Origin of the sequence: Pseudomonas sp. JR33AA (assembly GCF_021378985.1) — a bacterium.
Classification (GTDB): Bacteria; Pseudomonadota; Gammaproteobacteria; order Pseudomonadales; family Pseudomonadaceae; genus Aquipseudomonas; species Aquipseudomonas alloputida.
In genome coordinates this window covers 78,459-103,222 of sequence record NZ_JAJSAW010000014.1, presented here as the reverse complement: position 1 = coordinate 103,222, position 24,764 = coordinate 78,459, and the positions used below count along the sequence as shown (strand labels likewise).

Annotated in this window: 25 protein-coding genes and 1 pseudogene; 14 read left to right on the top strand and 12 right to left on the bottom strand. The window is 61.6% G+C overall.

Features of this window, described 5'->3' with window-relative positions:
- Positions 1 to 332 precede the first annotated feature (332 nt).
- Positions 333 to 476, bottom strand: coding sequence for a hypothetical protein (locus LVS58_RS20160; protein ID WP_233692519.1), 144 nt, complete (start codon positions 474 to 476; stop codon positions 333 to 335).
- A 132-nt stretch (positions 477 to 608) separates the two neighbouring features.
- On the opposite strand from LVS58_RS20160, the gene LVS58_RS20155 reads away from it, so the two are divergent.
- On the top strand, positions 609 to 1,322 hold the full coding sequence (locus tag LVS58_RS20155; RefSeq protein WP_233692518.1) for a DUF72 domain-containing protein: 714 nt from the start codon (positions 609 to 611) through the stop codon (positions 1,320 to 1,322).
- A gap of 140 nt (positions 1,323 to 1,462) precedes the next feature.
- Here LVS58_RS20155 and LVS58_RS20150 read toward each other — a convergent pair whose 3' ends face one another.
- Complete coding sequence (locus LVS58_RS20150; protein WP_233692517.1) at positions 1,463 to 2,128, bottom strand: SOS response-associated peptidase; 666 nt, start codon at positions 2,126 to 2,128, stop codon at positions 1,463 to 1,465.
- Positions 2,129 to 2,368: 240 nt separating this feature from the next.
- On the opposite strand from LVS58_RS20150, the gene LVS58_RS20145 reads away from it, so the two are divergent.
- The 7 genes and pseudogenes from LVS58_RS20145 (at position 2,369) to glsB (ending at position 7,151) form a co-directional block, all read left to right on the top strand.
- On the top strand, positions 2,369 to 2,854 hold the full coding sequence (locus LVS58_RS20145) for a DUF2165 domain-containing protein (RefSeq protein WP_233692516.1): 486 nt from the start codon (positions 2,369 to 2,371) through the stop codon (positions 2,852 to 2,854).
- Positions 2,855 to 2,898: 44 nt separating this feature from the next.
- Positions 2,899 to 3,012, top strand: a pseudogene (locus tag LVS58_RS25370) (SDR family NAD(P)-dependent oxidoreductase); the annotation flags it as partial.
- Positions 3,013 to 3,661: 649 nt separating this feature from the next.
- Positions 3,662 to 4,378 carry a hypothetical protein gene (locus LVS58_RS20135; protein WP_233692515.1) on the top strand — a complete coding sequence of 239 codons (717 nt, stop codon included), beginning with the start codon at positions 3,662 to 3,664 and terminating at the stop codon, positions 4,376 to 4,378.
- Positions 4,379 to 4,562: 184 nt separating this feature from the next.
- Positions 4,563 to 4,976: a thiol-disulfide oxidoreductase DCC family protein gene (locus LVS58_RS20130; protein WP_233692521.1), complete on the top strand. Its 414-nt coding sequence runs from the start codon at positions 4,563 to 4,565 to the stop codon at positions 4,974 to 4,976.
- The gene (gene folE / locus LVS58_RS20125) at positions 4,961 to 5,521 is read left to right on the top strand and encodes a GTP cyclohydrolase I FolE (RefSeq protein ID WP_233692514.1); all 561 of its coding nucleotides are present in this window, start codon (positions 4,961 to 4,963) and stop codon (positions 5,519 to 5,521) included. The genes LVS58_RS20130 and folE overlap by 16 nt, the downstream gene beginning before the upstream one ends.
- A 35-nt stretch (positions 5,522 to 5,556) precedes the next feature.
- The gene (locus LVS58_RS20120) at positions 5,557 to 6,015 is read left to right on the top strand and encodes a DUF3429 domain-containing protein (protein ID WP_233692513.1); all 459 of its coding nucleotides are present in this window, start codon (positions 5,557 to 5,559) and stop codon (positions 6,013 to 6,015) included.
- 227 nt (positions 6,016 to 6,242) lie between these two features.
- On the top strand, positions 6,243 to 7,151 hold the full coding sequence (glsB, locus tag LVS58_RS20115) for a glutaminase B (protein WP_233692512.1): 909 nt from the start codon (positions 6,243 to 6,245) through the stop codon (positions 7,149 to 7,151).
- A 39-nt stretch (positions 7,152 to 7,190) separates the two neighbouring features.
- On the opposite strand, the gene LVS58_RS20110 is transcribed toward glsB, so the two are convergent.
- Both LVS58_RS20110 and LVS58_RS20105 read right to left on the bottom strand, forming a co-directional pair.
- Entirely contained in the window at positions 7,191 to 9,602 is a 2,412-nt protein-coding gene (locus LVS58_RS20110; protein ID WP_233692511.1) for a TonB-dependent siderophore receptor, read from the bottom strand.
- A gap of 197 nt (positions 9,603 to 9,799) precedes the next feature.
- Positions 9,800 to 10,963, bottom strand: coding sequence for an AAA family ATPase (locus LVS58_RS20105; RefSeq protein ID WP_233692510.1), 1,164 nt, complete (start codon positions 10,961 to 10,963; stop codon positions 9,800 to 9,802).
- A 146-nt stretch (positions 10,964 to 11,109) separates the two neighbouring features.
- On the opposite strand from LVS58_RS20105, the gene LVS58_RS20100 reads away from it, so the two are divergent.
- On the top strand, positions 11,110 to 11,583 hold the full coding sequence (locus tag LVS58_RS20100) for an anti-virulence regulator CigR family protein (protein WP_233692509.1): 474 nt from the start codon (positions 11,110 to 11,112) through the stop codon (positions 11,581 to 11,583).
- Positions 11,584 to 11,664: 81 nt separating this feature from the next.
- Here LVS58_RS20100 and LVS58_RS20095 read toward each other — a convergent pair whose 3' ends face one another.
- The 3 genes from LVS58_RS20095 to LVS58_RS20085 form a co-directional block, all read right to left on the bottom strand.
- Positions 11,665 to 12,429 (bottom strand): hypothetical protein, encoded by a 765-nt coding sequence (locus LVS58_RS20095; protein ID WP_233692508.1) that lies wholly within the window; start codon positions 12,427 to 12,429, stop codon positions 11,665 to 11,667.
- 64 nt (positions 12,430 to 12,493) lie between these two features.
- On the bottom strand, positions 12,494 to 13,771 hold the full coding sequence (locus LVS58_RS20090) for a bifunctional O-acetylhomoserine aminocarboxypropyltransferase/cysteine synthase (protein ID WP_233692507.1): 1,278 nt from the start codon (positions 13,769 to 13,771) through the stop codon (positions 12,494 to 12,496).
- A 118-nt stretch (positions 13,772 to 13,889) separates the two neighbouring features.
- Complete coding sequence (locus tag LVS58_RS20085; RefSeq protein ID WP_233692506.1) at positions 13,890 to 14,885, bottom strand: 5'-nucleotidase; 996 nt, start codon at positions 14,883 to 14,885, stop codon at positions 13,890 to 13,892.
- 142 nt (positions 14,886 to 15,027) lie between these two features.
- Here LVS58_RS20085 and LVS58_RS20080 point away from each other — a divergent pair, with 142 nt between their 5' ends.
- Positions 15,028 to 15,513 (top strand): hypothetical protein, encoded by a 486-nt coding sequence (locus LVS58_RS20080; protein ID WP_233692505.1) that lies wholly within the window; start codon positions 15,028 to 15,030, stop codon positions 15,511 to 15,513.
- 7 nt (positions 15,514 to 15,520) lie between these two features.
- On the opposite strand, the gene LVS58_RS20075 is transcribed toward LVS58_RS20080, so the two are convergent.
- Together LVS58_RS20075 and LVS58_RS20070 are read right to left on the bottom strand one after the other, a co-directional pair.
- Positions 15,521 to 16,516 carry a D-2-hydroxyacid dehydrogenase family protein gene (locus tag LVS58_RS20075; protein ID WP_233692504.1) on the bottom strand — a complete coding sequence of 332 codons (996 nt, stop codon included), beginning with the start codon at positions 16,514 to 16,516 and terminating at the stop codon, positions 15,521 to 15,523.
- Between the two features lie 42 nt (positions 16,517 to 16,558).
- On the bottom strand, positions 16,559 to 17,461 hold the full coding sequence (locus LVS58_RS20070; RefSeq protein WP_233692503.1) for a LysR family transcriptional regulator: 903 nt from the start codon (positions 17,459 to 17,461) through the stop codon (positions 16,559 to 16,561).
- A 94-nt stretch (positions 17,462 to 17,555) separates the two neighbouring features.
- Here LVS58_RS20070 and LVS58_RS20065 point away from each other — a divergent pair, with 94 nt between their 5' ends.
- The gene (locus LVS58_RS20065; RefSeq protein WP_233692502.1) at positions 17,556 to 18,731 is read left to right on the top strand and encodes an MFS transporter; all 1,176 of its coding nucleotides are present in this window, start codon (positions 17,556 to 17,558) and stop codon (positions 18,729 to 18,731) included.
- A gap of 53 nt (positions 18,732 to 18,784) precedes the next feature.
- On the opposite strand, the gene LVS58_RS20060 is transcribed toward LVS58_RS20065, so the two are convergent.
- Entirely contained in the window at positions 18,785 to 19,408 is a 624-nt protein-coding gene (locus tag LVS58_RS20060) for a glutathione S-transferase family protein (protein WP_233692501.1), read from the bottom strand.
- A gap of 198 nt (positions 19,409 to 19,606) precedes the next feature.
- Here LVS58_RS20060 and LVS58_RS20055 point away from each other — a divergent pair, with 198 nt between their 5' ends.
- A complete protein-coding gene (locus LVS58_RS20055) occupies positions 19,607 to 19,909 on the top strand; it encodes a DUF3077 domain-containing protein (protein ID WP_233692500.1) in 303 nt (100 codons plus the stop codon).
- Positions 19,910 to 19,988: 79 nt separating this feature from the next.
- The gene (locus LVS58_RS20050) at positions 19,989 to 20,711 is read left to right on the top strand and encodes a hypothetical protein (protein WP_233692499.1); all 723 of its coding nucleotides are present in this window, start codon (positions 19,989 to 19,991) and stop codon (positions 20,709 to 20,711) included.
- A 99-nt stretch (positions 20,712 to 20,810) separates the two neighbouring features.
- Here the strand turns inward: LVS58_RS20050 and LVS58_RS20045 are convergent, their stop codons facing one another.
- Positions 20,811 to 21,365 (bottom strand): WYL domain-containing protein, encoded by a 555-nt coding sequence (locus LVS58_RS20045; RefSeq protein ID WP_233692498.1) that lies wholly within the window; start codon positions 21,363 to 21,365, stop codon positions 20,811 to 20,813.
- Between the two features lie 237 nt (positions 21,366 to 21,602).
- A complete protein-coding gene (locus LVS58_RS20040) occupies positions 21,603 to 23,027 on the bottom strand; it encodes an aminotransferase-like domain-containing protein (RefSeq protein WP_003250769.1) in 1,425 nt (474 codons plus the stop codon).
- A 324-nt stretch (positions 23,028 to 23,351) separates the two neighbouring features.
- Here LVS58_RS20040 and LVS58_RS20035 point away from each other — a divergent pair, with 324 nt between their 5' ends.
- Positions 23,352 to 24,764, top strand: coding sequence for an amino acid permease (locus tag LVS58_RS20035; RefSeq protein WP_233692497.1), 1,413 nt, complete (start codon positions 23,352 to 23,354; stop codon positions 24,762 to 24,764).

The window sequence follows — 24,764 nt, the reverse complement described above, 5'->3', positions numbered from 1 at the left end:
ACTGTTGCCGCTGCTGCCGTATTCGCGGGTAAACCCGCCCCTACCACGCGGTAGACACACATCGGTGGTGGACACAGGCCGTCGTAGGAGCGGGTTCACCCGCGAAAGGGCCGGCCCTGCTGGCCAATATCCCTGGCCATTCACCGTTGCCGCCGCGACCGCATTCGCGGGTAACCCCGCTCCTATGTATGGCGCTGCTGATCGTGTTGGGCGTTGGCCATGACGATTTGTTCGCCACCGCCGCCGGGAACGTGGCGGTACGAGGTAAGCTCGGATACATGGCCGGCCCGAGGGGCCTGCGTTGCGCCACGCCGGCGAGCAATCGCCGCGGTTCAACCGTCGGACTGTTCCTCCGGTGGGACCTGCCCATCAGGCCATTGCGGCGCCTCTTGCTCTGGCTCAGGGGGGGGCACCGGCTCGCCCGGGTTATGGGGCACTTCGTCGACGTAAGGGTCGGGATGGTTAGGGTCAGTCATGTTGTGGACCTCCACGGTGGTTATCCTGCTTAGGTCGCGCTCCTGGGGTGGCTGTTCAATTCGATGCGCCAATTGAACGACGACCGGCCCTGGCGACTCCATTGCAGCAACGGCGTGTTATGGAGTGTCTTGATGATCCATTTGGGATGCGCGGGCTGGAGCTTGTCCCGCCAGTACGCCGATCAGTTCTTGCAGCCGGGCAGCCATTTGCAGCGCTATGCCGCATGGCTGGGTGCCGTGGAGATCAACAGCTCGTTCTACCGGCCGCACCTACCTGCGACGTATGCCCGTTGGGCTTGCTCGGTACCGGAGCATTTTCGCTTCGCGGTCAAGCTGCCCAGGATCATTACTCATGAATTGCGCCTGGAACGCTGTGAGGTTGCGCTTGATGCGTTTCTTGGCCAATGCCTGCAATTGGGTGACCGCCTGGGCTGTCTGCTCGTGCAGCTTCCGCCCTCGCTGGCCCACGATGCCCGCCGCGATTGGCAGTTCTTTGAAGCCCTGCGCCAACGCCATGCCGGGTCGGTGGCGGTCGAGCCCAGGCATGCCAGTTGGCAAGCTGCGCAGTCGATGCTGATCGACTTGCGTATCGCTCAGGTTGCGGCGAGCCCTTCACGTTTCGCTGCCGATGCGCAACCCGCTGGCTGGCCTGGATTGGCCTACTGGCGCCTGCACGGCGAGCCGCAGATCTACCACAGCGAGTATTCGCAACAGTTCCTGCAGCAGTTGGCTGAGCGACTACAGCGCAGTCATGCCGCAGGTGCAGCAACCTGGTGCATCTTCGACAACACCGCTTCTGGTGCGGCAATGGGTAATGCGCTGGCGCTCCAGCAGTACTTGCGCTGAAGAACCGGATCACACTTTGTTGCACCGGTCGGGCTCTTAAAGCAAGGGAAGCGAACTCAAGCGTTGAATCGCTGTTCCAGGAATGTCCGATTGCCGGCTTCGCATCATCGCAAGGCGCGGGGAAAGGATCTGCCGCCCTTTCACTGAATCGGTTGAATCAGCTCGGCGCCTTGATTGCGCACATTGCCAACGGCAGTGCTCACTCGATACCACTCGAAGGCCTCGGCCGGCTCGCCCAGGTTGAGAGCCATCTGCTCGGCCTGTTCGCCTGGCGTCCCGGTCTCAATCCACTCGCGCGCAAGGTCTGGGGTCAAAACCACTGGCCTGCGGTCATGAACATCCACCATCCCGCCTTGGGCATCGGCAGTAATGATGACGAACCCATCATGCTCACCGCCGGCGAACTGGCCAATACTGGCGCAAAGGGCAGGGCGCCCATCTCGGCGTCGAATGTAGTACGGCTGCTTCCTGGGGCCGCCTTCATCGACCCATTCATACCAGCCGTCGACCGGCGTTATGGCCCGGTGCGGCCAGATCGTCCGGAAGAACGGCCCATGCGCCACCTTTTCGACCCTGGCGTTGATCGGCACGGCTCGGTCAGTCGCCCAATGTGGCCGCCACCCCCACCTCACCAGGTCCGCTCGCGGGCCTGCGTCATCCATTCTCAGCACTGCTACCGGCGCTGTTGGTGCAACGTTGTACTGGTGAAGTTGCTGGTCACCGACGTTGTTCCGCCACACCTCTGGCAGGCTGAGGGTTTCAACGAAGTCGTGAATGCCGCGGTACTGGCTCAACCTTCCACACATGCGCCGCCCTCCTACCTGAGCAAACAAGCATAGTCCGCTGAGCGGTACTGGCAGTCCACCATCGCCATCGACGCAGCACATTCAAAACCGTGAATAACCGTGACCGCAACTTCACCCTGGGCATGATCAAGGCGTGTTTGCAACAGGAAAACCGGTATTGACCTCGAGTTAAGTCAAGGTTTTAGAGTGGCGTCCGGACGCTCTCGCTGCTTTCGGAAATGAACTCACAAAGGACCAGGAATGGACACTCCAACTTCACTGCTGATTTTCCAGATCACCTGCTGCATTGGCTTGAGCCTGTGGCTGAGCATCAGCTTGATCAACAACCTGCATGCCTTTGCCAGCTCAGCCGGGGCGGTCGGGGAGACCATGTCGATGGCGCCGCTGGCCCAATCTCCCGGCATCAGCATCCCTCTGCTGGTGAGAGCGTTGACCTCTCACGCCCTCCATCGCTTGGCCTTGTCGATCATCGTGCTGATACAGGCCGCCGCCGTTCTCACGGCTTGGGTCGGCTGCTATGAACTGCTGTTTGGCGCTGGCCTGGAGGTGGCGCGGCCCTGGCTGAACCTGGCCTTGAGTGCAGCGCTTGGGTTCCTGCTCGCGATGCTGCTGGGCGGGATATGGTTCGGTTACTGGATCCGCCAGGAAGGGTTGCAATTGACCCATCTGGTGCTGATGGTCTGGATCCTGCTGCACTTCATCGTACTCAATGTCCGGTGGAGTTGAACGCCCCAGGGACGCTTGGAGAATTCAGCTAAAAGGAGCAACAGATGAAGACGATGATCGTAGGCGCCAGTAGAGGGTTGGGCCGGGCTTTGCTCGAAGGGCTCGGCAAGCCAGGGGACACGCTGATCGGCGTATCACGCAAACAGCCGGCAGACTTGGCCCTTGCCCCGGACACCGATCTGTAGCGGTGACGGTGCTTCACCTGGGTTATCTCAATACCGACGACTCCCTGAACACGCCATTGGCGCAAGCCGCAGCACGCGGCGAGCGGCGCCAGGTACCGGTGCATGATGTGGTCACCATGGTGGCAGCTGTACGCGGGTTGACAGACCGAGACGTTGGCACTCGGCGCACCACAGGGTGCCCGCACGTACAGCCGCCATGAAAGCGAGCACATGAGGACAACGTCAGCGGTCTGTCAAAACCGGTCGCTGAATTGGCAGCGACAGGCCGAGACTAGGGCTGACTATTTCCATGTGCAACGAAAATCAGGCGTGAGGAGTATCTTTGGGAAATGGCCTACAAGGAAGGGGTAATTTCTGATTTTTCGACCCGCTCCCGTTCCTCAAAACGTCGACAGGAAACATGCGGGCAAAAGAAAGCCCGCCGAGGCGGGCTAAGTACTATCACGTAGGGATAGCTTCATCCTGCCCAAGCCACTGTGAAAATTGGGTGAAAGAAAGGTCCCCATAACGTGATCATCCAGCAAGGGGGCTGCGTGTATCGCCATAATGGCAAACGGGCAGTATGGACTTCCGCGACCCAGCCCTCGAAACTGATTCACTCGCATCTGGACCAGGGCCGGTCATGAATAACCTGCAACGCACACTCTCTCTCATGCTGCTGCTGGCAGCAGCCTCGTTGACCGCCTGCATCCCCTGGAAACGCGAACGCGCCGCCTACGCGGACCTTTGCGAGTCCGAGTTCCAGTTCAAAGTGCCAGGCCCGCAGGGTGAAACCACCCTCTACCTGGAAACCTACCTCTACGACCACGCCGCCCTATGGGGCGAAAAGCGCTATGAGCAAGGCCTGTACGTGCAGTACCCGGGCGAAAAATACCCGCGGCAGGAATTCTTTGTGCAAATGATCGCCTACAACAAAGACCGCCTACGCCCGTCGACCGATTCCAAGCGTGGCGTGCCGCCGATACCAGTGCTGTACGACAGCCGTCAGGCTTATATCACCTTTGAAGACGGCTCGCGCCTGAATGCGCGGCCCGAGGTGTACTTGGGCATCAACAAGACCTACGACTTTCCGTTGGTGGATGAAAAGACCGCCCGGGCATCGCCCTACGACATCAACAGCGATGAAGTGCACCGGATGATTCCCAGGATGACCAACAACAAGCGCTATGGCTCGGCTTATGTGGTCTTTCAGACGGACAAGTTCGAGGCAGACGCCAAGTGGACGATCCATCTGGGAGCCCTGGATGTGCAGGGCCGCAAGGTGCAGATTCCGCCGCTGAAGCTCTGCTATCACCCCGTGAAGAAATGGATCGGGATCGAGCCGCTCATGCGGCCTTGAGTGGAAGGTGCCCGCCATGGGAGGGTTGGCGGCGCTCGATCTCACCGGCAACCTGAATCACACCTCCCAGCCCCCATCGCCAAAGCGGCTCGCCCAGTAAGCCGGCCACTTGCAACTGCCCATTGCGAATTTCCTGGTTTCGGCTAACTTATACAAAAACCTGTACAAGTATGAGAGGTTGTACATGTATTGCGAGTGGCCCTTCACGCTGTACTTTGATGGCGCCTGCCCGTTGTGCGCTCGGGAGATCGCCTTCCTGCGCAGACAATCGACCGGGGGAAAGCTCATCCTGGTTGACATCAGTGCTGATGATTTCGATGCAGGGGCGTTGAGCTTGACGCTTGAGCAACTGAGGTCATGCCTGCATGGAAGGTTCGCGAGCGGGCACTGGGTTACAGGCTTGGATGCCACCTTGTGGAGTTGGCGTGCTGCCGATGTGGGCCTGTGGGTCGCTCCACTGGCCTGGCGTCCGTTACGTCCTCTGTTTTCGGTTGTTTACAGACTGTTCTGTCGTTTGAGGCCACACTTGGCCTGGCTACCACACCCCGATGGCGGGCACCGCTGTAGCGGTGAGGAGTCCAAATGTCACATTCGTTAGCCGAGCACTATCATGAAATCCTCGTCGGTATTGGTGAAAACCCGCAGCGCGAAGGGCTCCTCGAGACACCCCAGCGTGCGGCCAAAGCGATGCAGTACTTGTGCAACGGGTATGCCCAGGATCTTCACGAGGTCGTGAACGGTGCTCTGTTCGAGAGTGAAAACGATGAAATGATTGTGGTGCGTGACATTGAGCTCTACTCATTGTGCGAACACCACATGCTGCCGTTTATTGGCAAGGCTCATGTCGCGTACCTGCCAACAGGGCGCGTGTTAGGGCTTTCCAAGGTTGCGCGCGTGGTGGACATGTTCGCCCGTCGTTTACAGATACAGGAAAACCTCACACGGCAAATTGCGTATGCCGTGCAGGAAGTCACGGATGCCGCGGGGGTGGGGGTCGTCATTGAAGCCAAGCATATGTGCATGATGATGCGCGGCGTAGAGAAGCAAAACTCGGTGATGATTTCATCCGTGATGTTAGGTGAGTTTCGCGATGCCCCTTCGACGCGGCACGAGTTCCTGAACCTCATCGGACGACACCATTGACATCCGGTCCTGAACCGTCGCAAAGGGGCGCCCAGATGAGTTCCGTTTCTACTGCTTTATCTCCAAGCCGCTTCACTGCCCTGGGTTACGGCGGTCTGCTGCCGTTTATTGGTTTGACGCTGCTCATCCTTGTTTGGGCTGAGTATCGGGCGTTTTTCTCGATGATGCTGGTGGGCTATGGCGCGGTGATATTGAGCTTCGTCGGTGCCCTGCACTGGGGGTTCGCCATGACGTTGCAGGGTTTGCCCGCAAAGCAGCGTCAAGAGCGACTGGTGTGGAGCGTTATACCGGCCCTGATCGGTTGGGTTAGCACGTTGCTGCCTGTGCCATTGGGGTGTCTGGTGTTGACCTTCGGTTTTATCGGCCATCTTTGGCAGGATCGCAAACTGGCGCAAGCGGTGCCTGGGTGGTATCTGCCGATGCGCGTGCATTTAACGGCTGTTGCGAGCCTCTGTTTGCTGCTCAGTGCACTCGCCGTATTCATTGATTTTTGAAACCCGATCCACGATGGCCGGATCGTTCAGGAAATTCCCACAACATCGGTGCGGCGCGTGGCTGGCCCTCGCAGCTTTCTAAAGCGGCCTTCAAGGCCGTAATGCGCGCGATCCTGGCGATGATGACGCTGACAGTGATTTGTTTCTGAATGTGTGATCTCTCCCGCTCAGTCTTCGTCAAGAAGACTGCCCCTCGCCGTCGTCTGGGGATTGATACAGGGCCTTCCATGCAAACGCTGTTGAACGAGATTCTTGAAGAAGTACGTCCCTTGATCGGCAAGGGCAAAGTCGCTGACTACATTCCCGCGCTGGCTGACGTGCCGGCGAACCAGCTGGGCATTGCTGTCTATGGCAACGATGGCAGTTATTACTGCGCAGGCGACGCGCGGGTGCCATTCTCGGTGCAGAGCATTTCCAAGGTGTTCAGCCTGGTTCAGGCCATTGGCCATTCGGGGGAAGCCATTTGGGAGCGGCTGGGGCATGAGCCTTCGGGGCAGCCGTTCAACTCGTTGGTGCAGTTGGAGTTCGAGCGCGGGCGGCCGCGTAACCCGTTCATCAATGCGGGCGCATTGGTGATCTGCGATATCAATCAGTCGCGCTTCGCTGCCCCCACATTGTCGATGCGCGACTTTGTCCGGCGGCTTTCAGGCAACCCCCACATCTCGATCAATACCCGGGTCGCTGATTCGGAATATCAGTTTCGCGCGCGCAACGCCGCCATGGCGTACCTGATGCAGTCATTTGGCAACTTCCATAACGAGGTCGAGACGGTGCTGCGCAGTTACTTCAGTTACTGCGCACTGCAAATGAACTGCCTGGACCTGGCGCGGGCATTCTGCTTCCTGGCCAGTGACGGGTTCTGCAAGCACAGCGGTGAGCAGATTCTGACGCGGCGCCAAACCCAACAAGTGAACTCGATCATGGCCACCAGCGGGCTGTATGACGAGGCGGGGAATTTCGCCTTCAGGGTGGGGTTGCCTGGCAAGAGTGGTGTGGGGGGCGGGATCGTGGCGATCGTGCCGGGGCAATTTACCGTATGCGTGTGGTCGCCAGAGTTGAACGCTGCGGGCAACTCCCTGGCCGGGATGGCGGCGCTTGAGCTGCTCAGTTCGCGGATCGGATGGTCGGTGTTCTGATCTGCGAACTCAGGGGCTATCAGGCGTCGCCCTCGCGGGTCAGAACGCGTACACCAACGTGGCCGTGGCGCTGCGTGGGCTGCCATACCAGCCGCGTGCGCCAATCGCTGTGTAGTAGGTCTTGTCAAACACGTTGTTGAGGTTCAGTGAAACGCTGGTCTGCGGCGTGAAGGCATATTGAGCCATCAGGTCGACCACGCTGTAGGGGGCTTGGGTGAACGTTTCGTTGTTGGGCCCGGCACTCTTGTAATACTCGGTACCCTGCCAGCGAACACCACCCCCTACCTTCAACTGTGGCAGCGTCGGCAGGCGGTAGCTGGTGAAGAGTTTCAAGGTGTCTCGCGGTATTTCAGTGTTCAGTCGGTCGCCCTCCGAATCCTTGCTGACCGCATAGGTGTAGCTGGCCGAGACCTGCCAATCAGGCAAAATCTCGCCCGCCATTTCCATCTCGAAACCACGCGTCTTGGTACCCGACTCGGCACGGTAGGCCTGATTGCCGTCTGGCGCCAGGTTGCTTGCGTCGGCTACCGCCAGGTTGTCCTGGTGCACTTCGAATACGCTGAAAGCCGTGGTCAGGCGCTGGTCCCAGAACTCACTCTTCAGACCGAGCTCGTAGTTCACGCCTTCCAAAGGGTCCAGGTAGGTCCCGTTGATATCCTTGTTGCTCTGCGGTTTGAAAATGGTGGTGTAACTGGCATAGGCCGACCAGTGCTCGTTGAGGTCATACACCAGGCCAAGGTAGGGCGTGACGACCCCGGTTTCGCTACGCGAGGTGCGGCTTGTCGCGCCGGACGACAGAGTGGTAGAGGTTTCGTCGCGTTTCCAGTCGATCAGCCGTGCCCCGGTAATCAGCGACAGGTCATCGGCCAGGCTCCAGCGTACCGAAGCCACCAGGCCGTCCTGGGTTTCATCCAGCGCGTCTTCCGTGGACTTGGCATGGATGGCGTCCGGTATCGCCAGCGAGCCGTCCCAGGTGTAGATGTTGTCGATGGTCTGGATCGCCCACAGCGGGTAACCGTTGTTGCGGTAGTAGGCGCGGTAGTGACTGGCCCCGAGATAGGCCTGGTGCTCGCGGGACAACAGCGCGAACGGGCCCGACGCCGACAGGTCGAACGAGGTCTGCCGGGGCTCGCCGGCCCAACGCCCCGTCCAGGTGCTGATGCCACTGCCATCGGGCTTGACGGTGCCGCTGGCAGCGGTGGCAAAGGCGTCGTCATAGCTGCGACGGCTGTGTTCGGCATTCAGTTTCAACTGCCAGCCGTTGTCCAGTTGATGCTCCAGCGTAGTGAATACCGTCTTGGTGCGACGCTTGTGATAGCTCCAGTCCGAAGCTGAATTGAACGTGCGGGAGGGGCTGAAGTGACTGCCATCTGAATTGAACATCGGGAAGCCGTGATTGCCTGCCCCGTCGTTGTCCATTTCCTGATATTCCGCACCGGCTGTCAGCATCGTGCTGTCGGTGATATCCCACTCCAGCACCCCATAGGCCACCTGCCGCTCCAGCGATTGCCGGTCGACGTAGCTCTGGCTGTCGGTATTGGAGGCGACAATGCGCCCGCGGACATTGCCGCTTTGCGTCAACTTGCCGGAAACGTCCAGTTCGGTGCGGTAGTTGTCCCACGAGCCTGCTTTCAATGTCAGCTTGCGTTGTGTTTCCAGGGTCGGCTTCTTGCGGATCAGGTTGACGGTGGCGCCCGGGTCGCCAGTGCCGGACATCAGGCCCGTGGCACCGCGCACTACCTCTACCCGGTCATAGGACACCATGTCGGAGAGGTCGTCCCTGAAGCCAAAGGTATCGGGGCGGTTGATGCCGTCCACCTGGATGCTGCCGACCTCGAAGCCGCGTACGTAGATATGGTTGGCGTCGCTTCCGGCGGGCCCCATGCTGTCAACGACCACGCCTGGTGTCTGTTCAAGCACCTGGGCAACATCGTTCAGGTTCTGGTCTTCAATCTGCTGGCGGGTGACCACGCTGACCGATTGCGGTGTCTCGCGTGCTGACAGCCGCAGCCCGGTGGCGGTATTGACCGAGCCGGTGGTGTAGCTGCCGGTGCCTTCGGTGGTGGCACCCAGGGCCATGCTGGAGACGGTGGTTGCGGCAAGCTCCATGGCGCCATCCTGTTCAGCGCTCACCAGCATGAAGCGCTTGTCGCCCGCTGCCTGCACCTGCAAGCCACTGCCTTGCAGCAGTTCCGCCAACGCCTGATGCAGCGCGTAATTGCCCTGCAGGCCTTTGCTGTGCAAGCCTGCGACTTCTTCATGGCTGAAACTGATAACTGCCCCGCTGGCGTCGGCAAACTGGTCGAGTGCGTGAGCCAATGACCCTGCCGGGATGCTGTAACCCACAGGCTCGGCCCAGGCATGTGCAGTGCCCAGCAGCGAGCCCGCGAAGCTGACCGCTAGCGCGGTTTGGCGAATACGGGTGGCGGGGGAGGAAAAGCGAGCGGACATCCAGTGACTCCTTGCTGATCGAATACAAGTGCTCCCAGTAACAAACGTGTTGTTGATGGAAATACTTAGTAGCAAGGCGGCGAGGTGCGGCAGAGAGGGCGGTAGGGTTAAAGAAAGCTCGGTGGGGATTGCCCGGTGTTGTTACATCTCCGGGCGAGTCATTGACGAGATCGGGGCTCGTACCGTCATGCTTGAGCTCAGTCAGCCCAGCGCCACAGCGGCTCATCCAGCAACCCAACCCCTCGCAGCTGGGTTTGCCCTTGTACTTTTTCCAGCTCTAGCACATTGCACCCGTCACAGGCTGCCAGCGCGTTGATTAATGGCGCACTGTGCGATACCACCCAAACCTGGCTACGGCGTGATGCACGAATGATCAGCCGTGCCAAGGCCGGGAGCAGGTCCGCGTGCAGACTGGTTTCCGGTTCGTTCAATACCATCAGCGATGGCGGCCGTGGTGTGAGCAGGGCAGCCATCAACAGAAGATAACGCAGGGTGCCATCCGACAATTCAGCACCCTCGAGCGGGCGCAAAAGACCGTGCTGGTGCAGCCTTACACTGAACAGCCCGCCAGGTGGCGCATTGATCTCCAGACGGCTGCCGGGAAACGCGTCATCCAGCGCGTCCACCAGATCCTCCACATCGCCAATTTCGATAATGGTCTGCAACGCCGAGGCCAGGTTGCGTCCGTCGTGATGCAGCACCGGCGAGCGAGTGCCCAGTTGGGGTTGACGGCAAGGCGCATCACGGTCAATCCGGAAGTGATCGTAAAACCGCCAGCTATTGATGAATGCGCGCAGGTCACCGATTTCCGGTGCCTGGCGGGGCCGGCCGACGATGTTGAAGAAGCTCTCGCCGCTGTCAGCATGCTGATCGAGCACTGCCCAGCTGTTGCCCTCGCGGGCCCGCACCAGGGCGTTCTTGCGCTCGACCAGCAAGGAAGAGGGCCGATAGGCGCCAGCGCCCCAGATGGCTTCACACTTTATTTCGGGGTCGAGCATGAACGCGGTCGGATACGGCAGGGGAATGGGCAGGCCGAGTGTGATGGCAAACCCGAGGTCCTCGGTGGCAAAGCCCAGGCGCAGGCGCCTGGCTTCGCTCGGATGCTGGCCTTGGATGGGCACTTCGCCACGCCGCATTCGTGCGCTGGTTTCTGGGCCGGCCCACCAGGTCGAATCCAGCCCGCCTTCACGGGCGAGGGCTTCGACCACACCGCCCTGTGCCGTTTCGGCCAGCAGGCGCAGCGCCTTGTAAAGGTTGGACTTGCCGCTGCCGTTGGCACCGGTCACCAGGTTGAGTTGGCCCAGCGGCAGTATCAGGTGGTTGATCGAGCGGTAGTTGCCGATGGCGAGGGTAGTGAGCATGCAGTACTTCCCAAACGTGGACCAGGCGACCGATTGTGGCCGAAGCGTGCCTGCCTTGTCAGCCATCCCTGCCGCGGCTGCGGCAAGTGAAGCGGCCATGCGCATCGTCTATAGTGTGGGCAACCTCTCGCGCAAAGGATGCTCACATGGCCAGATCAACCATCATGACAGCCGTTGTCACCTCATTGGCTGTGGCTTTGGCTTCTGGCCCGGTGCTCGCCGACCCGGGTAACGGCAAAGGCCATGGCCAAGACCAAGGGCACGGCAAGGGCCAGGCTCAGCACGCCCAGGGCCAGGGCAATTCGGGCGGCCACAAGCAGAGCGCTGGCGGCAATGACTGGCACGGCGGCCCGTCCATCGACCGTGGCGATGTCCTGGGCATCCTCGGTGGCCACCGCAACTACTGGAGCCCGGGCCCGGCATTGCCTCCAGGCATTCAGAAGAACCTGGCCCGCGGCAAGCCCCTGCCACCGGGTATCGCCAAGAAACTGGATGGCCGTCTGTTGGGGCAGCTGCCTCGCTATGACGGGTATGAGTGGATGCAGGCAGGCGCAGACCTGATTCTGGTCGCCGTGGCGACCGGGATCATCTATGAGGTGTTGAACGGGGCGTTCGACTAAGGCCACAGGTGCGAGCAGTGCGCTCGGTCCCCGCAGGGCCTGGGATGCCTGCAATGGGCTGCGCAGCAGCCCAACGGCCTATCAACGCCGCCGCAATACAGCGGCCAGCCCAATGGTCAGCATCACCGCGCCCAGCATGGCCAGGCCGATGGTAACGCCAACGCCCCATGTTTCCAGCAGCCCCGCCAACACCAGATAGAAGGCAATCACCCCCACCGCGCCGATTGCATTCCCCCGCACCATTGCCGCCATCCCGGCTCGCCCGCCCTGCACATGGGCAAACACCACCAGCGGCCAGGCAATCACCGGAATCGGCGCCAGCATCCCGCTGGTCGCAGGGCCCAGCCAGCTGGCCAGGCTGGTGGTGATCATCAGCAGGGAAGTGGCAGACACCATGCGCAACGGGATTTCCCAGTACCGGTGCCGGGGGCGGGCCAAGGTATCGGGTTTGGGCTCGCGGCCGCTGGCGCGGATCAGCACGCCGATCAGCACCAACGCCACTGCAATCGACAGGTACAGGCTGCCCCAGTGGGTAAAGGCATAGGCGGCCAGGCCATAGAACAGCAACGCCAACAGTACGGCCACGGCGATGCCGAGTGTGCGCGTGGCCAGCAGGTAGACGGTGTAGGTGGCCTGCACCGCCGCCAGGCCGCCCAGTGCGCCGGGCAGTGCGCCCAGTGCAAAGGCCGTGCCCTGTTCAAGGCACAGGAAGGTCATCACCAGCGCCGAGGTGATCGGCAGGCCGGACAGCAATCCGCCGAGCAGGCCGCCCCAGCGCCGCGAGGCGAGGGAAATGGCCCACATCAGCAGGGGTGTGACGGTGAGTTTCAGGTAAAACAGGGTCATTGCGGGTGCATCCAGGCTTGATGAAGGTGCGCCCGCCTTCGACATTGGGTAGGGCGCGGAGGAATCAGCCGCGGCTGGCCTCCAAGGCCTGGGCCAGGTCGGCGATGATGTCGTCACTGTGTTCGATGCCGATGGACAGGCGCACCATGTCCCGTGGCACGCCGGCCTTCTCCAGTTCCTCGTCGTTGAGCTGACGATGGGTAGTGGAAGCGGGGTGGCAGGCCAGTGACTTGGCGTCGCCGATGTTCACCAGGCGTACCACCAACTGCAACGCGTCGATGAAGCGCGCGCCAGCCGCCTGGCCCCCCTTGATGCCGAACGACAGGATCGACGCCGGCTTGCCGCCAGTGTAGCGCTGGGCCAGTTCATGTTCGGGGTGGTCGGGCAGCCCGGCGAACTTCACCCAGGCCACTTGCTCGTGGGCTTGCAGGTAATGGGCGACCTTTAGCGCGTTCTCGGTATGGCGCTCCATGCGCAGGGCCAGGGTTTCCAGGCCTTGCAGGATCAGGAAGGCGTTGAACGGCGACAGCGCGGCGCCGGTATTGCGCAAGGGCACCACACGGCAGCGGCCGATGAAGGCGGCAGGGCCGAAGGCTTCGGTGTAGGTGACGCCGTGGTAGGACGGGTCGGGGGTGTTGAGCAGGGCGAAGCGTTCCTTGTTTTCGGCCCAGGGGAATTTGCCGGAGTCGATGACGATGCCGCCGATGCTGGTGCCGTGACCGCCGATGTACTTGGTCAGCGAGTGCACGACGATGTCGGCGCCGTGCTCGAACGGCCGGCACAGCACCGGGGTGGCCACGGTGTTGTCGACGATCAGCGGCACCCCGTGGCGGTGGGCGGCCTCGGCCAGCGCAGCGATATCAACGATATTGCCGGCGGGGTTGCCGATGGACTCGCAGAATACCGCTTTGGTTCGCGCGTCGATCAGCGCTTCGAGGGCGGCGATATCGTCATGGGCCGCGAAGCGGGTGTTGATACCCATGCGTGGCAGGGTGTGCGCCAGCAGGTTGTAGGTGCCGCCGTACAGCTTGGCCACCGAGACGATATTGTCGCCGGCTTCGGCGACGGTCTGGATGGCGTAGGTGATAGCCGCCATGCCCGAGGCTACGGCCAGCGCGCCAACCCCGCCTTCCAGGGCGGCCATGCGCTGCTCGAGCACGTCGTTGGTGGGGTTCATGATGCGTGAGTAGATGTTGCCGGCAACCTTCAGGTCAAACAGGTCGGCGCCGTGCTGGGTGTCGTCGAAGGCGAAGGAGGTGGTCTGGTAGATCGGTACAGCCACCGCCTTGGTGGTCGGGTCCGGGCTGAAGCCCGCATGGATGGCAAGCGTTTCCAGCTTCATGCAATCGTTCCTTGAGCTTGGGTGGAGGCGTTCGAGCATGCGACGGCGAGCGGGCGTGGGTCAAGGAGGTCGTCTGGCGGCCCATGACCTGCGCTTCCCGCGAAGCAGGCGACGCGGTTTATGGCAAGCAGGGTGATGTGCTGATCGGCAGTTGATCCTGCTTCGCGTCAGGCTCCTGAGGGGAGCGCACTCTGTTCGCCACGCCAAACGGTACATGCACCATTGGCAGGTTTCCTGCTGGCGATTGCAGGTGCGTGCGCTGGTCGTCGAAAAATACATGCGGCTTCAATATCGACAACACCCTGGGCTTATCCATACCGCCTAGAAAAAAGCACTCATCCGGGGATACGCCCCAATCCTTCAGGGTTGTCACCACTCGCTCATGCGAAGGCGCGTTGCGCGCCGTGACGATGGCAATGCGCAGAATCCGCTGGTAGTTCGGGTCCTCGGCCAGCTTGCGGTCCTCCAGCATACGTATACGCGAAAGCTTGCGGTAAAGGTCTGCCAATGGCCCCGGCGAATGCGGGGTGCCCTTGTGCACGCGCTCGTGTTCCTGGAAGTCGTCCAGGTTGTCGTTGCGCTTGTAAACACTCTCTGCCTCGTCGTCGGCAATCACGCCATCGAAGTCGAAGGCCACCCGCAGCTCAGTATCGATTTCATCATCGTAGATGCGCGTAGGCAGCACACGCCCGGCAGGGTAGTTGGCGTCGATGGCCTTTTGCACATCTTCCTCGTTGGCGCTGAGGAACAGCGAGGCATTGAACGCCGGGATGTATTCGTAAGGCGAGCGGCCCGACATGAAGGCTGCGCGGGTGATGTCCAGCTGATAGTGGCTGATGGAGCGGAACACCCGCAGGCCGGTTTCCGGCGAGTTGCGGGAGAGCAGCACCACCTCCACCGGCAACTGGTCGGGGAACGCCTTGTTGATGCTCAGGAAGCGGCGAATGAACGGGAGCGCCACCCCCCTTGGGAACGGCTCGTCCAGGTTCTGTTCCTGATGTTGGCGGTAAGCCTCGACACCTTGTGTCTGGTAGATGTCGTCGGAGACGGAGAGGTCGAACAGCGCACTCGAGGCAACGCCAATGACCAGTTTTTCTTCAATGGGGTAGGGCATGAAGCGGCTCCTGCGAGTGGCTTGAAGGCAAGTGTACGCGCACGTTTTGACGAAAGCCGTCAATTGCGCGACTGATCAGTGGATCCGGTAATGTCATTTTGATAGCTTCTCGCCCCTTACCGCAGTATCCGGATAGTGATTGATGAACCAGCTACATGAACACGGCACCCTGACTCCGCTTGCCGAGGCGAATGGGAACACGCAGCACGAGACCCACCTTGAAGCGGACGCGTCGGCCCAGCAGGCCAGCGGGCATGACGCACTGCAGGCCAATATCGAAGCGCTGAACAAAAAGCTCGTGGCAACTACCCTGGCCCGTGTGCAGAAGGAAGGGGCGTTCCGCAAGCACCTTGAGCAGTACCAGCAGCAACTGGCCGCCAGCAATCAGGCTCGGGAGGGGCTGTCCATCACCGTGACCACGGCGCTGAAGAAGCTCGCGCTGGCAGCCAGCACCCAGGCAGACCGCGTGGACAGTGTGGAGGCGCGCTTGACCTGCCTGGTTGAGCGCCCATGTGAGTGCGCGTCGCAGTCAGCAGCCGGTTGGCCCGCGTATCTGGAGCGTCATGCCGTGTCGTTGGTCGCCTTGGCCGTGGCTGTGTTTACGCTTGGGCTGCACCTGCTCGGGTAGTGCAACCTCAAGGTTGCGCCGCCTTCAAGCGTTGAAGTGCCAAAGCTTGCGGGTTGGCGACGTTCTTCGGTACCCCTTCGAAAAACGCCAGCACATTGTCGAAGGCGTCACCGAAGTACAGCTCGTAGCCGTTCTTCTCCACATACCCCAGGTGGGGCGTGCTGAGTACACGTGGGTGGCACAGCAATGGATGGGCCGGGTCCAGTAACGGCTCTTCCTCATAAACATCCACCGCCGCGTACCCCGGCCGCCCGGCATTCAATGCCTGCAGTAATGCGCCGGGTGCAATCAGTTCTGCGCGGCTGACGTTCACCAGCAGGGCGTCGGGCTTCATCTGGGACAGGTCGTCGAACGTCACCCCGTGGCGTGTCTGATCCGAAAGGCGCAGGTTCAGGCTGACAATATCCGCCTCGGCAAAAAACGCCGCACGCGAGGCGGCAGCAGAGTGGCCATCGGCTTTGGCTGCGGTACGGCTGTTTTCGCTGCCCCACACCAGCACGGGCATGTCGAAGGCCTGCGCATAACGCGCCAGGCGCTGGCCAATCTTGCCATAGCCCCAGATACCCAGCGTCTGCCCGGCCAGCGCCTGGCCCAGGTTGACCTGCCATTGGCCCTGGCGGAAGGCATCAATGGCCGGTACCAGTTGCCGGCGGGCATTGAGGATCAGCGCCCAGGCCAGTTCGGCGGGCGCTACCGGCGATCCGCGCCCCTCGGTCACGGCAATGCCGCGCGCGGTGCAGGCAGCCAGGTCGAGGTGGCTGGACACCTTGCCGGTCTGGCTGATCAGCTTGAGGTTGGGCAGGCGGTCGAGCAAGGCGGCGTCGATGCGTGTGCGTTCGCGGGTGAGTACCAGCGCGTCGGCATCGGCAAAACGTGCTGCAAGTTGTTCCGGCGTGGCAGGCGGAAGCTCATGAAGGACACTGACAGCATGCCCGCTGAGCTTGCCGAAGCAATCGAGCGTAGGGATTACATTCTGGTAGTCGTCGGGAATGACAATGCGCATGGTGGTGTGGCCCGGGCGGTACTGTGAAGTGTCGAAGATAACCTAACGGGCAGCGCCAGATAGCTGCTCCACCAGAAAATCCACAAACACCCGCACCCGCGCCGGCATCGCCGGGCCGCCTACGAACACCGCATGAATCGGTTCCCGATCACCTGGGTTATAAGCCTCCAGCAACGGCACCAGTTGCCCGTTGCCCAGGTCATCGGCCACGGTAAAGGTGCCGATACGCGCCACGCCGGCGCCCAGCCTGGCCAGTTGCGCCAGCGCCTCGCCGCTGCTGCATTCGATATTCCCTGTCACCTTCAGTGAGAACGTATGCCCGTCGCGGTGAAACGGCCAGTCAGGCATCGCGCGGCGGAAGTTGAAGCGCAGGCAGTTGTGCCGGGCCAGGTCTTCAGGTTCAAGCGGGGTACCGTAGCGTTGCAGGTATGCTGGCGAGGCCACCACCACCTGGCCGGTCTCGCCAATGGCCCGAGCGCTCAACGAGCTGTCCGGCAGGTGACCGAAGCGCAGCGCCACGTCGGCCTGGCCGCCGAGAATGTCGGCCACCTCGTCGCTGAGGGTCAGGTCAACCAGCACTTGAGGGTAGCGCGCGCTGAAGGCCGCCAGCAGCGGCACTACGGTCAACCGGGCATGGCCCAGCGCAGCGCTGACCCGCAAGCGCCCGCGTGGCACGCCTTGGTCAGTGATGGCTTCTTCCACTTCGAGCATGTCCGCAAGCACCCGCCGTGCGCCGCGCAGGTAGGCCTCCCCCTCGGGGGTGAGGGTGAGCGCCCGGGTCGTGCGCAGTAGCAGGCGGGTACCCAGGCGCTGTTCGGTGCGGGCGAGAATGCGGCTGACCGCCGAGGGCGTCAGGCCTAGCGCTCGGGCGGCAGCAGACAGGCTGCCCGCTTGCGCCACCTTGGCAAAAATCTCCATCTCGCCGGATCTGCCACTGAAGTCCATTTGTGCCTCTTAAGCAAAGGTGGTTCGCAAAAATGCAGTCTAGTGCGTGTTTTAAACGGATCGTAGCATTTACGGCATAGATAAGGAGCTTGCCATGCGTATCAATCCACCGCTTGTCGCACTTGCCATCGGTGCCTTCGGCATCGGCGTTACAGAGTTCGCCCCCATGGGTATGTTGCCCAGTATCGCTACCGACCTTGGCGTTTCCATTCCTGCTGCCGGGCTGCTGGTCAGTGCCTATGCCATCGGCGTATTGATCGGCGCGCCGCTGATGACCCTGGCCACGGTGAAGATCCCGCGCCGTTACCTGTTGATCGGGCTGATGGCGATTTTCACCTTGGGTAACCTGATGTCAGCCCTGGCCAGCGACTACGCCAGCCTGCTGGTGGCCCGCGTGGTCACTTCACTCAACCACGGCGCCTTCTTTGGCATCGGCTCGATCGTCGCGGCCAGTGTGGTGCCGCCCGCGAAGCGCGCCGGGGCTGTGGCTGCAATGTTCATGGGTTTGACCCTGGCCACCATCGGCGGCGTGCCGTTGGCGACCTGGTTTGGTGAAATGCTGGGTTGGCGCACGGCGTTCTGGGGTATTGCCGGGCTTGGCCTGGTGGCGATGACCACACTCTGGTACGCACTGCCCAATGTTGCGTCGCCCAAGGGCGAGGGGGCCATGGCCGAGATCCGTGTGCTGGGCCGTAGGCCGGTACTGGCGGCATTGTTGCTGACCGTGGTGGGTTCCAGCGCAATGTTCACGGTGTTCACCTACATTGCGCCGATTCTGCAGAATGAAGCGGCGGCGTCCACCACCTTCGTGACGACCATGCTGGTGTTGTTTGGTGTCGGCCTGACCTTGGGCAACGTGTGGGGCGGCAAGGCGGCGGACCGCTCGATCGATCGCACCCTCATCCTGTCACTGGCTGGGCTGATTGCCGTGCTGCTGGTGTTTCCGCTGGTACTGGACTGGCCGCTGCCGACCGCCCTGGCGATCCTGGTCTGGGGTGCGGCCAGCTTTGCCCTGGTGCCGCCGCTGCAAATGCGGGTGATGGAAGCGGCCAAGGATGCGCCCAACCTGGCCTCGGCGGTGAACATCGGTGCGTTCAACCTGGGTAATGCGATCGGTGCGGCGTTGGGCGGCGCGGTGATCAACGCAGGGCTGGGCTACCCGGCGATTTCCCTGGCGGGGGCGGCGATGGCGGCGCTGGGACTGGTGCTGGTGCTGCTGTTTGCCTGGCGTGGGCGAGGGGTGGTAGCGGCGGGGCAGGTTGCGCTGTAACAGGCCGGAACCTTGGGGCGCTTTGCGCCCCTCGATACACGTGCTTGCCGGTATTACGGGGTCCCGTTTCGGCCATGCAAGTGATAGGCAGGGCGCTCGCTCAGGCGCTCGTAATAATCGCGCACTGCGGGCAGGTGCGGGTGCTCGAACGGCGTTTCGAACCAACGGTTGACCGACAGGCCGATAGGGATGTCGGCCAGGGTGAACTGGCTGCCGGCCACATAGGCACCGGTGCTGGCCAGTTGGCGGTCGAGGATGTGCATGTAACGTGACCACTCGGCACAACCGGCAGCCAGTGCTTGCGGATCTTGGTGAGCGGGCGAATGCCTGACCAGCGACATGAATGCGTAGCTCCATGAGCGGTTCAGGTCCGAGGCCTGCCAGTCGATCCACTGGTCGATCCTCGCCCGCGCCTGGGCCTCGCCGGGATAGAACGCGGTGGCGCCGTAGCGGCTGGCCAGGTAACGGATGATGCTATTGGACTCCCACAAGGTGAAGTCGCCGTCCTGGATCACTGGAATCATGGCGTTGGGGTTCAGCGCGAGGAACTCGGCGCTGTCCGTGGCCTTGAAGCCAGAACCCCAGTCTTCGCGCTCGAACGCGATCTCGAATTCGGCGCAGGCCCACAGGACTTTTCGCACATTGATGGAAGAGGCTCTTCCCAGTATCCGCAGCATGGTGTTCGTCCTTGTGTGGGGGAGGTTGATCGTCCGCCACTGCCGGGGGCGGGTCAAGGGGGCGAGCAGTGTCTCGGTGCTCCCTGTGCGGGGTTCTTGTAGTCCATTTCCTAAAGTGACCGTTTCCTCCCCTTTGTCATTGTAATGGGGGTAGGCAGCGGCCTAGCCTCGGCAAACGCCTAATCTTGAGGAATGGACATGGACAGCGAAACGCCGAAAAACAGCAGCAAGCCCTATGTGGTGCATGCCGCGAGCCGCTTTGGCAATAGCAATGCCGAACTGGTGCAAATGAAACCGCAACTGCCAATACGCACCGCCCTGATGGAAGCTTCGGGCATCATGGGCTGCATCACCGAGATCACCCGCAAGGCCATCGACAGGCCTGACGACCGCCAGGTGATGATGAAAGCCACGTACTACCTGGCAGGGATGGCCAAATCACTGATCGACGGCCAGTTGCTGCAGATGCGCCAGGCGCGCGAAGGCGAGGGCGAAGCCTAGCCAGGCTTGCCTGGGGGGCGCGAACTTGGCACCCTTGGGCGGTTTTAATCGTCTGTAACACGACAGAAGGAAGCATGCATTGAGCTGGGACAAGGTGGGGAAGCTTCTCGTCGCCGTGCTGATCGGCCTGATGGTCCTGTTGGCCGCCTACGCGTTGCTCAGGGGCAATCCGCGCCTTGAGGCGTCACTGACCTATGCCTACCTCACTTACCCCAGCCAGTTCAGCGAGCGGATCAGCAAGGCCAGCGAACAGCTGAAGTACGAGCAGTTGCAGGGGAAAATCAACGGTATCGTTCAAGGCCAGCTGGGCCATGACCAGGTCGAGCGGCTCATCGAAATGGCGCAGGCACCTTATGCCCAGCTGTTCGCCAAGCCTTTCGAGGCCGGGCTGGTCGACCACCGTACCGGTTTGCTGATTGAACTGCACAACAGTGGTGATGCACAGGTACGGCAGGTGAAAATCCGCCTGCCAGCCAAGGGCCTGGTGCAGGTGCGCGATGCTGCCGGCAATGACACGCTGCTGGAAACTGCCATCGCCCAGGTTGATATCACGGCCATCGAGCCTGGTGGCACCTGCAAGGTGTGGGTGTATTTCGATGCCGACTACTCGCAGATCCGCCATGGCGGGGTCAGTATCAGCCATGCCGATGGTGAGGCCAATGTGCAGGTGTACCGCGAGGTCATCGGTTTTCCGGCCATGGTAGCCCATTACAGCCGTGAGCTGATGATACTGCTTGGCATACTGGCGGTCAGCGTACTGGGCTTGGCCTATGCCTGCCTGGCACGTCGTGACCCGCGGTAAAAACAGCCTGCAGAAAAATGCGTGCATTCATTCTGCGGTCAATGGTCATTTGCTGAAAACTCAACACTCCCCCGCAAGTACCTACTGACGACGCTGGCGCTATCGTTCGCAGCAGCCTTCGCCCTCATGCAGCGCCAGGCTCTGGCGCAGTTGTTCAATCATGGCTTTGCGCAGCGCCTGCGGGGCCTGGATGCGGATCGAACCCGCCTGGGACAGCAGCCAGCCCATCAGCGCGCGGTTGTCGTCGACGGTGGCCACCAGCGCGGCGCCGCCGCTTGCGTGCGGCGTCAGTTGCATATCGGCGGACAGGGGTGACTGTTCCAGGCGGCGGGCCAGCGCGTCATCGACCCAGGCATTCAGTACAACGTGTGTCGGGGGCACAAGTGCGTCGGGTTGCAGCTGCTGCGCTTCGCCCAGGCTCAAGCCCGGTTGCCAGTACCAGCCGTAAGGCATGCCTTTACTGTTGCACTGCAGCGGGAACAGTGCGGCGAGCTCGACCAGGTCGCGCTCGACGGTGCGTTTGCTGGTGGTATGGCCCACGGTTTTCAGGGCAGCCTGCAACTGAGTGGAGCTCATGCCTGGGTGGCGGCCGGGCAGTAACTTGAGCAGTTGCCACTGGCGGGCGATGGTGTGACGGGTCGGGTGGCTGGGCAAAGGGCTCGTCCTTGAAGACAGGCACCAAGCCTGCCTGGGTGGTGGCGTTTAGCTATTGCCTAGCATACCTCGTCATAAGATGGGATCCAAGTTGTGGCGACTGGCCTCGGTCAAGTGGTGCGTCGCCACGTCAACGACGAGCGTGTCGTTGTGGTAGTGGTAATCAGTGGTAAGCACAAGTGCTGGGGACTATCGAGCCGTTCAGCGCGTCAGGTGAGCTTCGGGGTAAACCTGCTCTTACATCCCACCCCGTCGCACATGCTTGACGAAGACCTTCTCCAGCAACTCCCACATCGCCGGGTCCGTACTGAACGCCACATTGAAGCGCATCCACCCGGTCGCCTTGGCGTCGACCATGAACAACTGCCCGGGGCCGAGCATGATGCCTTTCTCCAGCGCATCGTCCAGCAACGCTGCACTGTCGGGAATCGCCGGGTGGCGGGTCCAGATGTACATGCCTTCATCCGATTCGGTGAACAGTTCAAAGCCCAATCGATGCAGGTGCCGCCCCACCTCCTGATGTGCCTCGGCCAGGCGCTGGCGCAGGCGCTTGAGGTGCTTGCGCCAGCGCCCGTCGATAATCGCCGCATACACCACGCGCTCCATCACCTGCGAGGTGGTCAGGCCTGAGCGCATCTTCAGGTGCAGCAGTTTTTGCATCAGCTCGGGGTTGGCCAGCATGTAGCCAACCCGCACGTTGGGCGAAATGCTCTTGGAATAGCTGCCCACGTACACCACTTGCTGCAGATGGTCGAGGCTGGCCAGGCATGGCTGCGGCTCGGCGACCATGTCGGCGTACAGGTTGTTCTCCACCAGGCGGAAGCCATGCTGGCTGGCAAGCTGCAGCAGGCGGTGCAACTGCGGCAGCGGGGTGCGCGAGCACGTCGGGCTGTGCAGGTGCGGCTGGGTGAAGAACGCCGTCGGGCGGTGGTGGGTGAGCAATTGCTCCAGCTGGTTCAGGTCGTAGCCGGCCGGTGTACGTGGCACGCCTACCAGGGTTGCCCCTTGGGTGCGCAGGATGCTCATGAGGTTCGGGTAGCCAGGGTCGTCCACCAGCACCACATCGCCTGGGCGCACCAGTGTGCGTGCGGCCAGGTCCAGGGCCTGGCTGGCGCCGTGGGTGAGCATCAGCTGTGCCGGGTTGGCGACGATCGACAGCTCCTGTTGCAGGTTCTGTGCGGTCAGTGCACGCAGCTCCATCAGGCCCATGGGGTCGCCGTAGCCCGACAACTCCAGCGGGCTGCCGGCCACCTGGCGAAGGCCGCGGCGCAGGCCGTCTTCGTACATCCAGTCGTTGGGCAGCCAGCCGCACCCCGGCTTGTACGGCAACTGGCGGATTTCGAATATCTGCTGCAGGTACCACTCGGAGTTGAACGTTGGTCGACTGGTGTCGGCCTCGGTGTTGTGCTGTTCCAGCAGTTCGCCCGCCGCACGGTTGACGAAGAACCCCGCATTGCCACGGCTCACCAGCAGCCCTTGGGCGACCAGGCGGTCGTAGGCCTCGACCACGGTGAAGGTACTCACCGAATAGCTTGCGGCAAAGGCGCGGATCGACGGGACCTTGGCGCCTGGCTTGAGGGTTTGGTTGTCGATCAGCTCGCGCAGCCCATCGATGATCTGGTTGACCAGCGGGGTTGAGGAGTCTGGATGTAATTCGAACATTCGGGACCTTCAGGATGCGTATCGCCTGGCGACTGCAGGGTGTACTGCATGGGCGACCTATACAGTGCAGTGCGAGATTCATGCCACTGTGCATGGCTCTCTGCGTCGGACATTTTTACATTAGGTGTCGGATATCGCCACATAAAGCATGTTCAGTTCGCCTCAGGCAGTCGCCCTGGGGCGCGTCAGCAGGCCGCCATGGAAGGCCTGCGTGTGTAGTTCACACCATCCTGCCCGCATTAGCACTGATGTACAGGTGAAATCGCCAGCCATCGGGGTTTCACAGTTTTCCTTGGATAAAAAGAAGCACGGGGTACACAACTGATGGACGCAACATCCACAACCACCACCGCGAAAAGCGGGCATGAGAGCAAGCTCAGTGCCTCGCTGAAGTCGCGCCACCTGACGATGATGTCGATCGCCGGGGTTATCGGCGGCGCCCTGTTCGTAGGTTCCGGCAGCGTGATCCACAGCGCCGGCCCAGCCGCTGTCCTGGCCTACCTGGCAGGCGGCATCCTGGTGGTACTGATCATGCGCATGCTGGGTGAGATGGCGACTTCCTCGCCTGACACCGGCTCGTTCTCCACCTACGCCGACCGCGCCATTGGCCGTTGGGCCGGTTTTACCATCGGCTGGCTGTACTGGTGGTACTGGGTCATCCTCATGGCCTGGGAAGCCTATGTGGCGGGCAAGATCCTGCATGGCTTCTTCCCCGACGTTAGCGTCAACGTGTTCGTGCTGGCCACGACCCTGTTGCTGATCACCGTCAACTTCTTCAACGTCAAGCACTACGGTGAGTTCGAGTTCTGGTTCGCCTTGATCAAGGTGATTGCAATCGTCTGCTTCCTGATCGTGTGTACGGCTGCGGTGCTGAACATCTGGCAGTTCGGTGAAGTGCGTGGCATCAGTCACCTCACCGCTGAAGGCTTCATGCCCAATGGCATCACCACTGTGATCGGTGCCTTGCTCGGGGTGATGTTCGCCTTCCTCGGCGCCGAAATCGTGACCATCGCGGCTTCCGAAGCCAAGGACCCGGCCGCGCAGATCGTCAAGGCGACCAACTCGGTGGTCTGGCGTGTGTGCCTGTTCTACGTCGGCTCGATCTTCCTGATTGTCTGCCTGGTACCGTGGAATGACCCGCACCTGGGTGTTTCCGGCTATGGCGCTTACCGCCGGACCCTGGAACTGCTGGGTGTGCCGTATGCCGAGCTGTTGATGAACTTTGTGGTGCTGACGTCCGTGAGCAGCTGCCTCATCTCTGGCCACTACACCGCATCGCGCATGCTGTTCTCCCTTGCCCAGCGTGGCGACGCGCCGTCGTTCTTCAAGATCACCCGCGCCGGTACCGGTGTACCGGTGTACGCGATCATGGGTTCGTGCGCCGTGGCCGTGGTGTGTGCATTGATCAACTTCAGCGAAACCCTGCGCCCGAAAGACGTGCTGGACACCCTGATGAACACCACCGGCATGATTGCCCTGCTGGTGTACCTGGTCATCGCCTTCTCGCAGCTGCGCATGCGCCGCAAGCTGATTGCCGAGGGTAAGGAAGTACGCCTGAAGATGTGGCTGTTCCCGTGGCTGACCTACCTGGTGATCGCGTTCATCGTGGCTGCCCTGGTCACCATGGCCTTCATGCCCGACTACCAGATTCTGGTCATTTCCACCGGTATCGCTGCGGCGGTCGTGGTGGCGATGGGTGTGGTGCACCAGATCCGCTCTGGTAGCAAGCAGCACTAA

Excerpts from the sequence above, each read along its gene's own strand:
- glsB (WP_233692512.1), top strand. The coding sequence starts at position 6,243 with ATGCAAACGCTGTTGAACGAGATTCTTGAAGAAGTACGTCCCTTGATC.
- folE (WP_233692514.1), top strand. The coding sequence starts at position 4,961 with ATGTCACATTCGTTAGCCGAGCACTATCATGAAATCCTCGTCGGTATT.
- LVS58_RS20085 (WP_233692506.1), bottom strand. The coding sequence starts at position 14,885 with ATGCCCTACCCCATTGAAGAAAAACTGGTCATTGGCGTTGCCTCGAGT.
- LVS58_RS20060 (WP_233692501.1), bottom strand. The coding sequence starts at position 19,408 with ATGCTGCGGATACTGGGAAGAGCCTCTTCCATCAATGTGCGAAAAGTC.
- LVS58_RS20135 (WP_233692515.1), top strand. The coding sequence starts at position 3,662 with ATGAATAACCTGCAACGCACACTCTCTCTCATGCTGCTGCTGGCAGCA.
- LVS58_RS20130 (WP_233692521.1), top strand. The coding sequence starts at position 4,563 with ATGTATTGCGAGTGGCCCTTCACGCTGTACTTTGATGGCGCCTGCCCG.
- LVS58_RS20075 (WP_233692504.1), bottom strand. The coding sequence starts at position 16,516 with ATGCGCATTGTCATTCCCGACGACTACCAGAATGTAATCCCTACGCTC.
- LVS58_RS20160 (WP_233692519.1), bottom strand. The coding sequence starts at position 476 with ATGACTGACCCTAACCATCCCGACCCTTACGTCGACGAAGTGCCCCAT.
- LVS58_RS20150 (WP_233692517.1), bottom strand. The coding sequence starts at position 2,128 with ATGTGTGGAAGGTTGAGCCAGTACCGCGGCATTCACGACTTCGTTGAA.
- LVS58_RS20080 (WP_233692505.1), top strand. The coding sequence starts at position 15,028 with ATGAACCAGCTACATGAACACGGCACCCTGACTCCGCTTGCCGAGGCG.
- LVS58_RS20040 (WP_003250769.1), bottom strand. The coding sequence starts at position 23,027 with ATGTTCGAATTACATCCAGACTCCTCAACCCCGCTGGTCAACCAGATC.
- LVS58_RS20110 (WP_233692511.1), bottom strand. The coding sequence starts at position 9,602 with ATGTCCGCTCGCTTTTCCTCCCCCGCCACCCGTATTCGCCAAACCGCG.
- LVS58_RS20120 (WP_233692513.1), top strand. The coding sequence starts at position 5,557 with ATGAGTTCCGTTTCTACTGCTTTATCTCCAAGCCGCTTCACTGCCCTG.
- LVS58_RS20070 (WP_233692503.1), bottom strand. The coding sequence starts at position 17,461 with ATGGACTTCAGTGGCAGATCCGGCGAGATGGAGATTTTTGCCAAGGTG.
- LVS58_RS20145 (WP_233692516.1), top strand. The coding sequence starts at position 2,369 with ATGGACACTCCAACTTCACTGCTGATTTTCCAGATCACCTGCTGCATT.
- LVS58_RS20095 (WP_233692508.1), bottom strand. The coding sequence starts at position 12,429 with ATGACCCTGTTTTACCTGAAACTCACCGTCACACCCCTGCTGATGTGG.
- LVS58_RS20035 (WP_233692497.1), top strand. The coding sequence starts at position 23,352 with ATGGACGCAACATCCACAACCACCACCGCGAAAAGCGGGCATGAGAGC.
- LVS58_RS20105 (WP_233692510.1), bottom strand. The coding sequence starts at position 10,963 with ATGCTCACTACCCTCGCCATCGGCAACTACCGCTCGATCAACCACCTG.
- LVS58_RS20155 (WP_233692518.1), top strand. The coding sequence starts at position 609 with ATGATCCATTTGGGATGCGCGGGCTGGAGCTTGTCCCGCCAGTACGCC.
- LVS58_RS20055 (WP_233692500.1), top strand. The coding sequence starts at position 19,607 with ATGGACAGCGAAACGCCGAAAAACAGCAGCAAGCCCTATGTGGTGCAT.
- LVS58_RS20065 (WP_233692502.1), top strand. The coding sequence starts at position 17,556 with ATGCGTATCAATCCACCGCTTGTCGCACTTGCCATCGGTGCCTTCGGC.
- LVS58_RS20090 (WP_233692507.1), bottom strand. The coding sequence starts at position 13,771 with ATGAAGCTGGAAACGCTTGCCATCCATGCGGGCTTCAGCCCGGACCCG.
- LVS58_RS20100 (WP_233692509.1), top strand. The coding sequence starts at position 11,110 with ATGGCCAGATCAACCATCATGACAGCCGTTGTCACCTCATTGGCTGTG.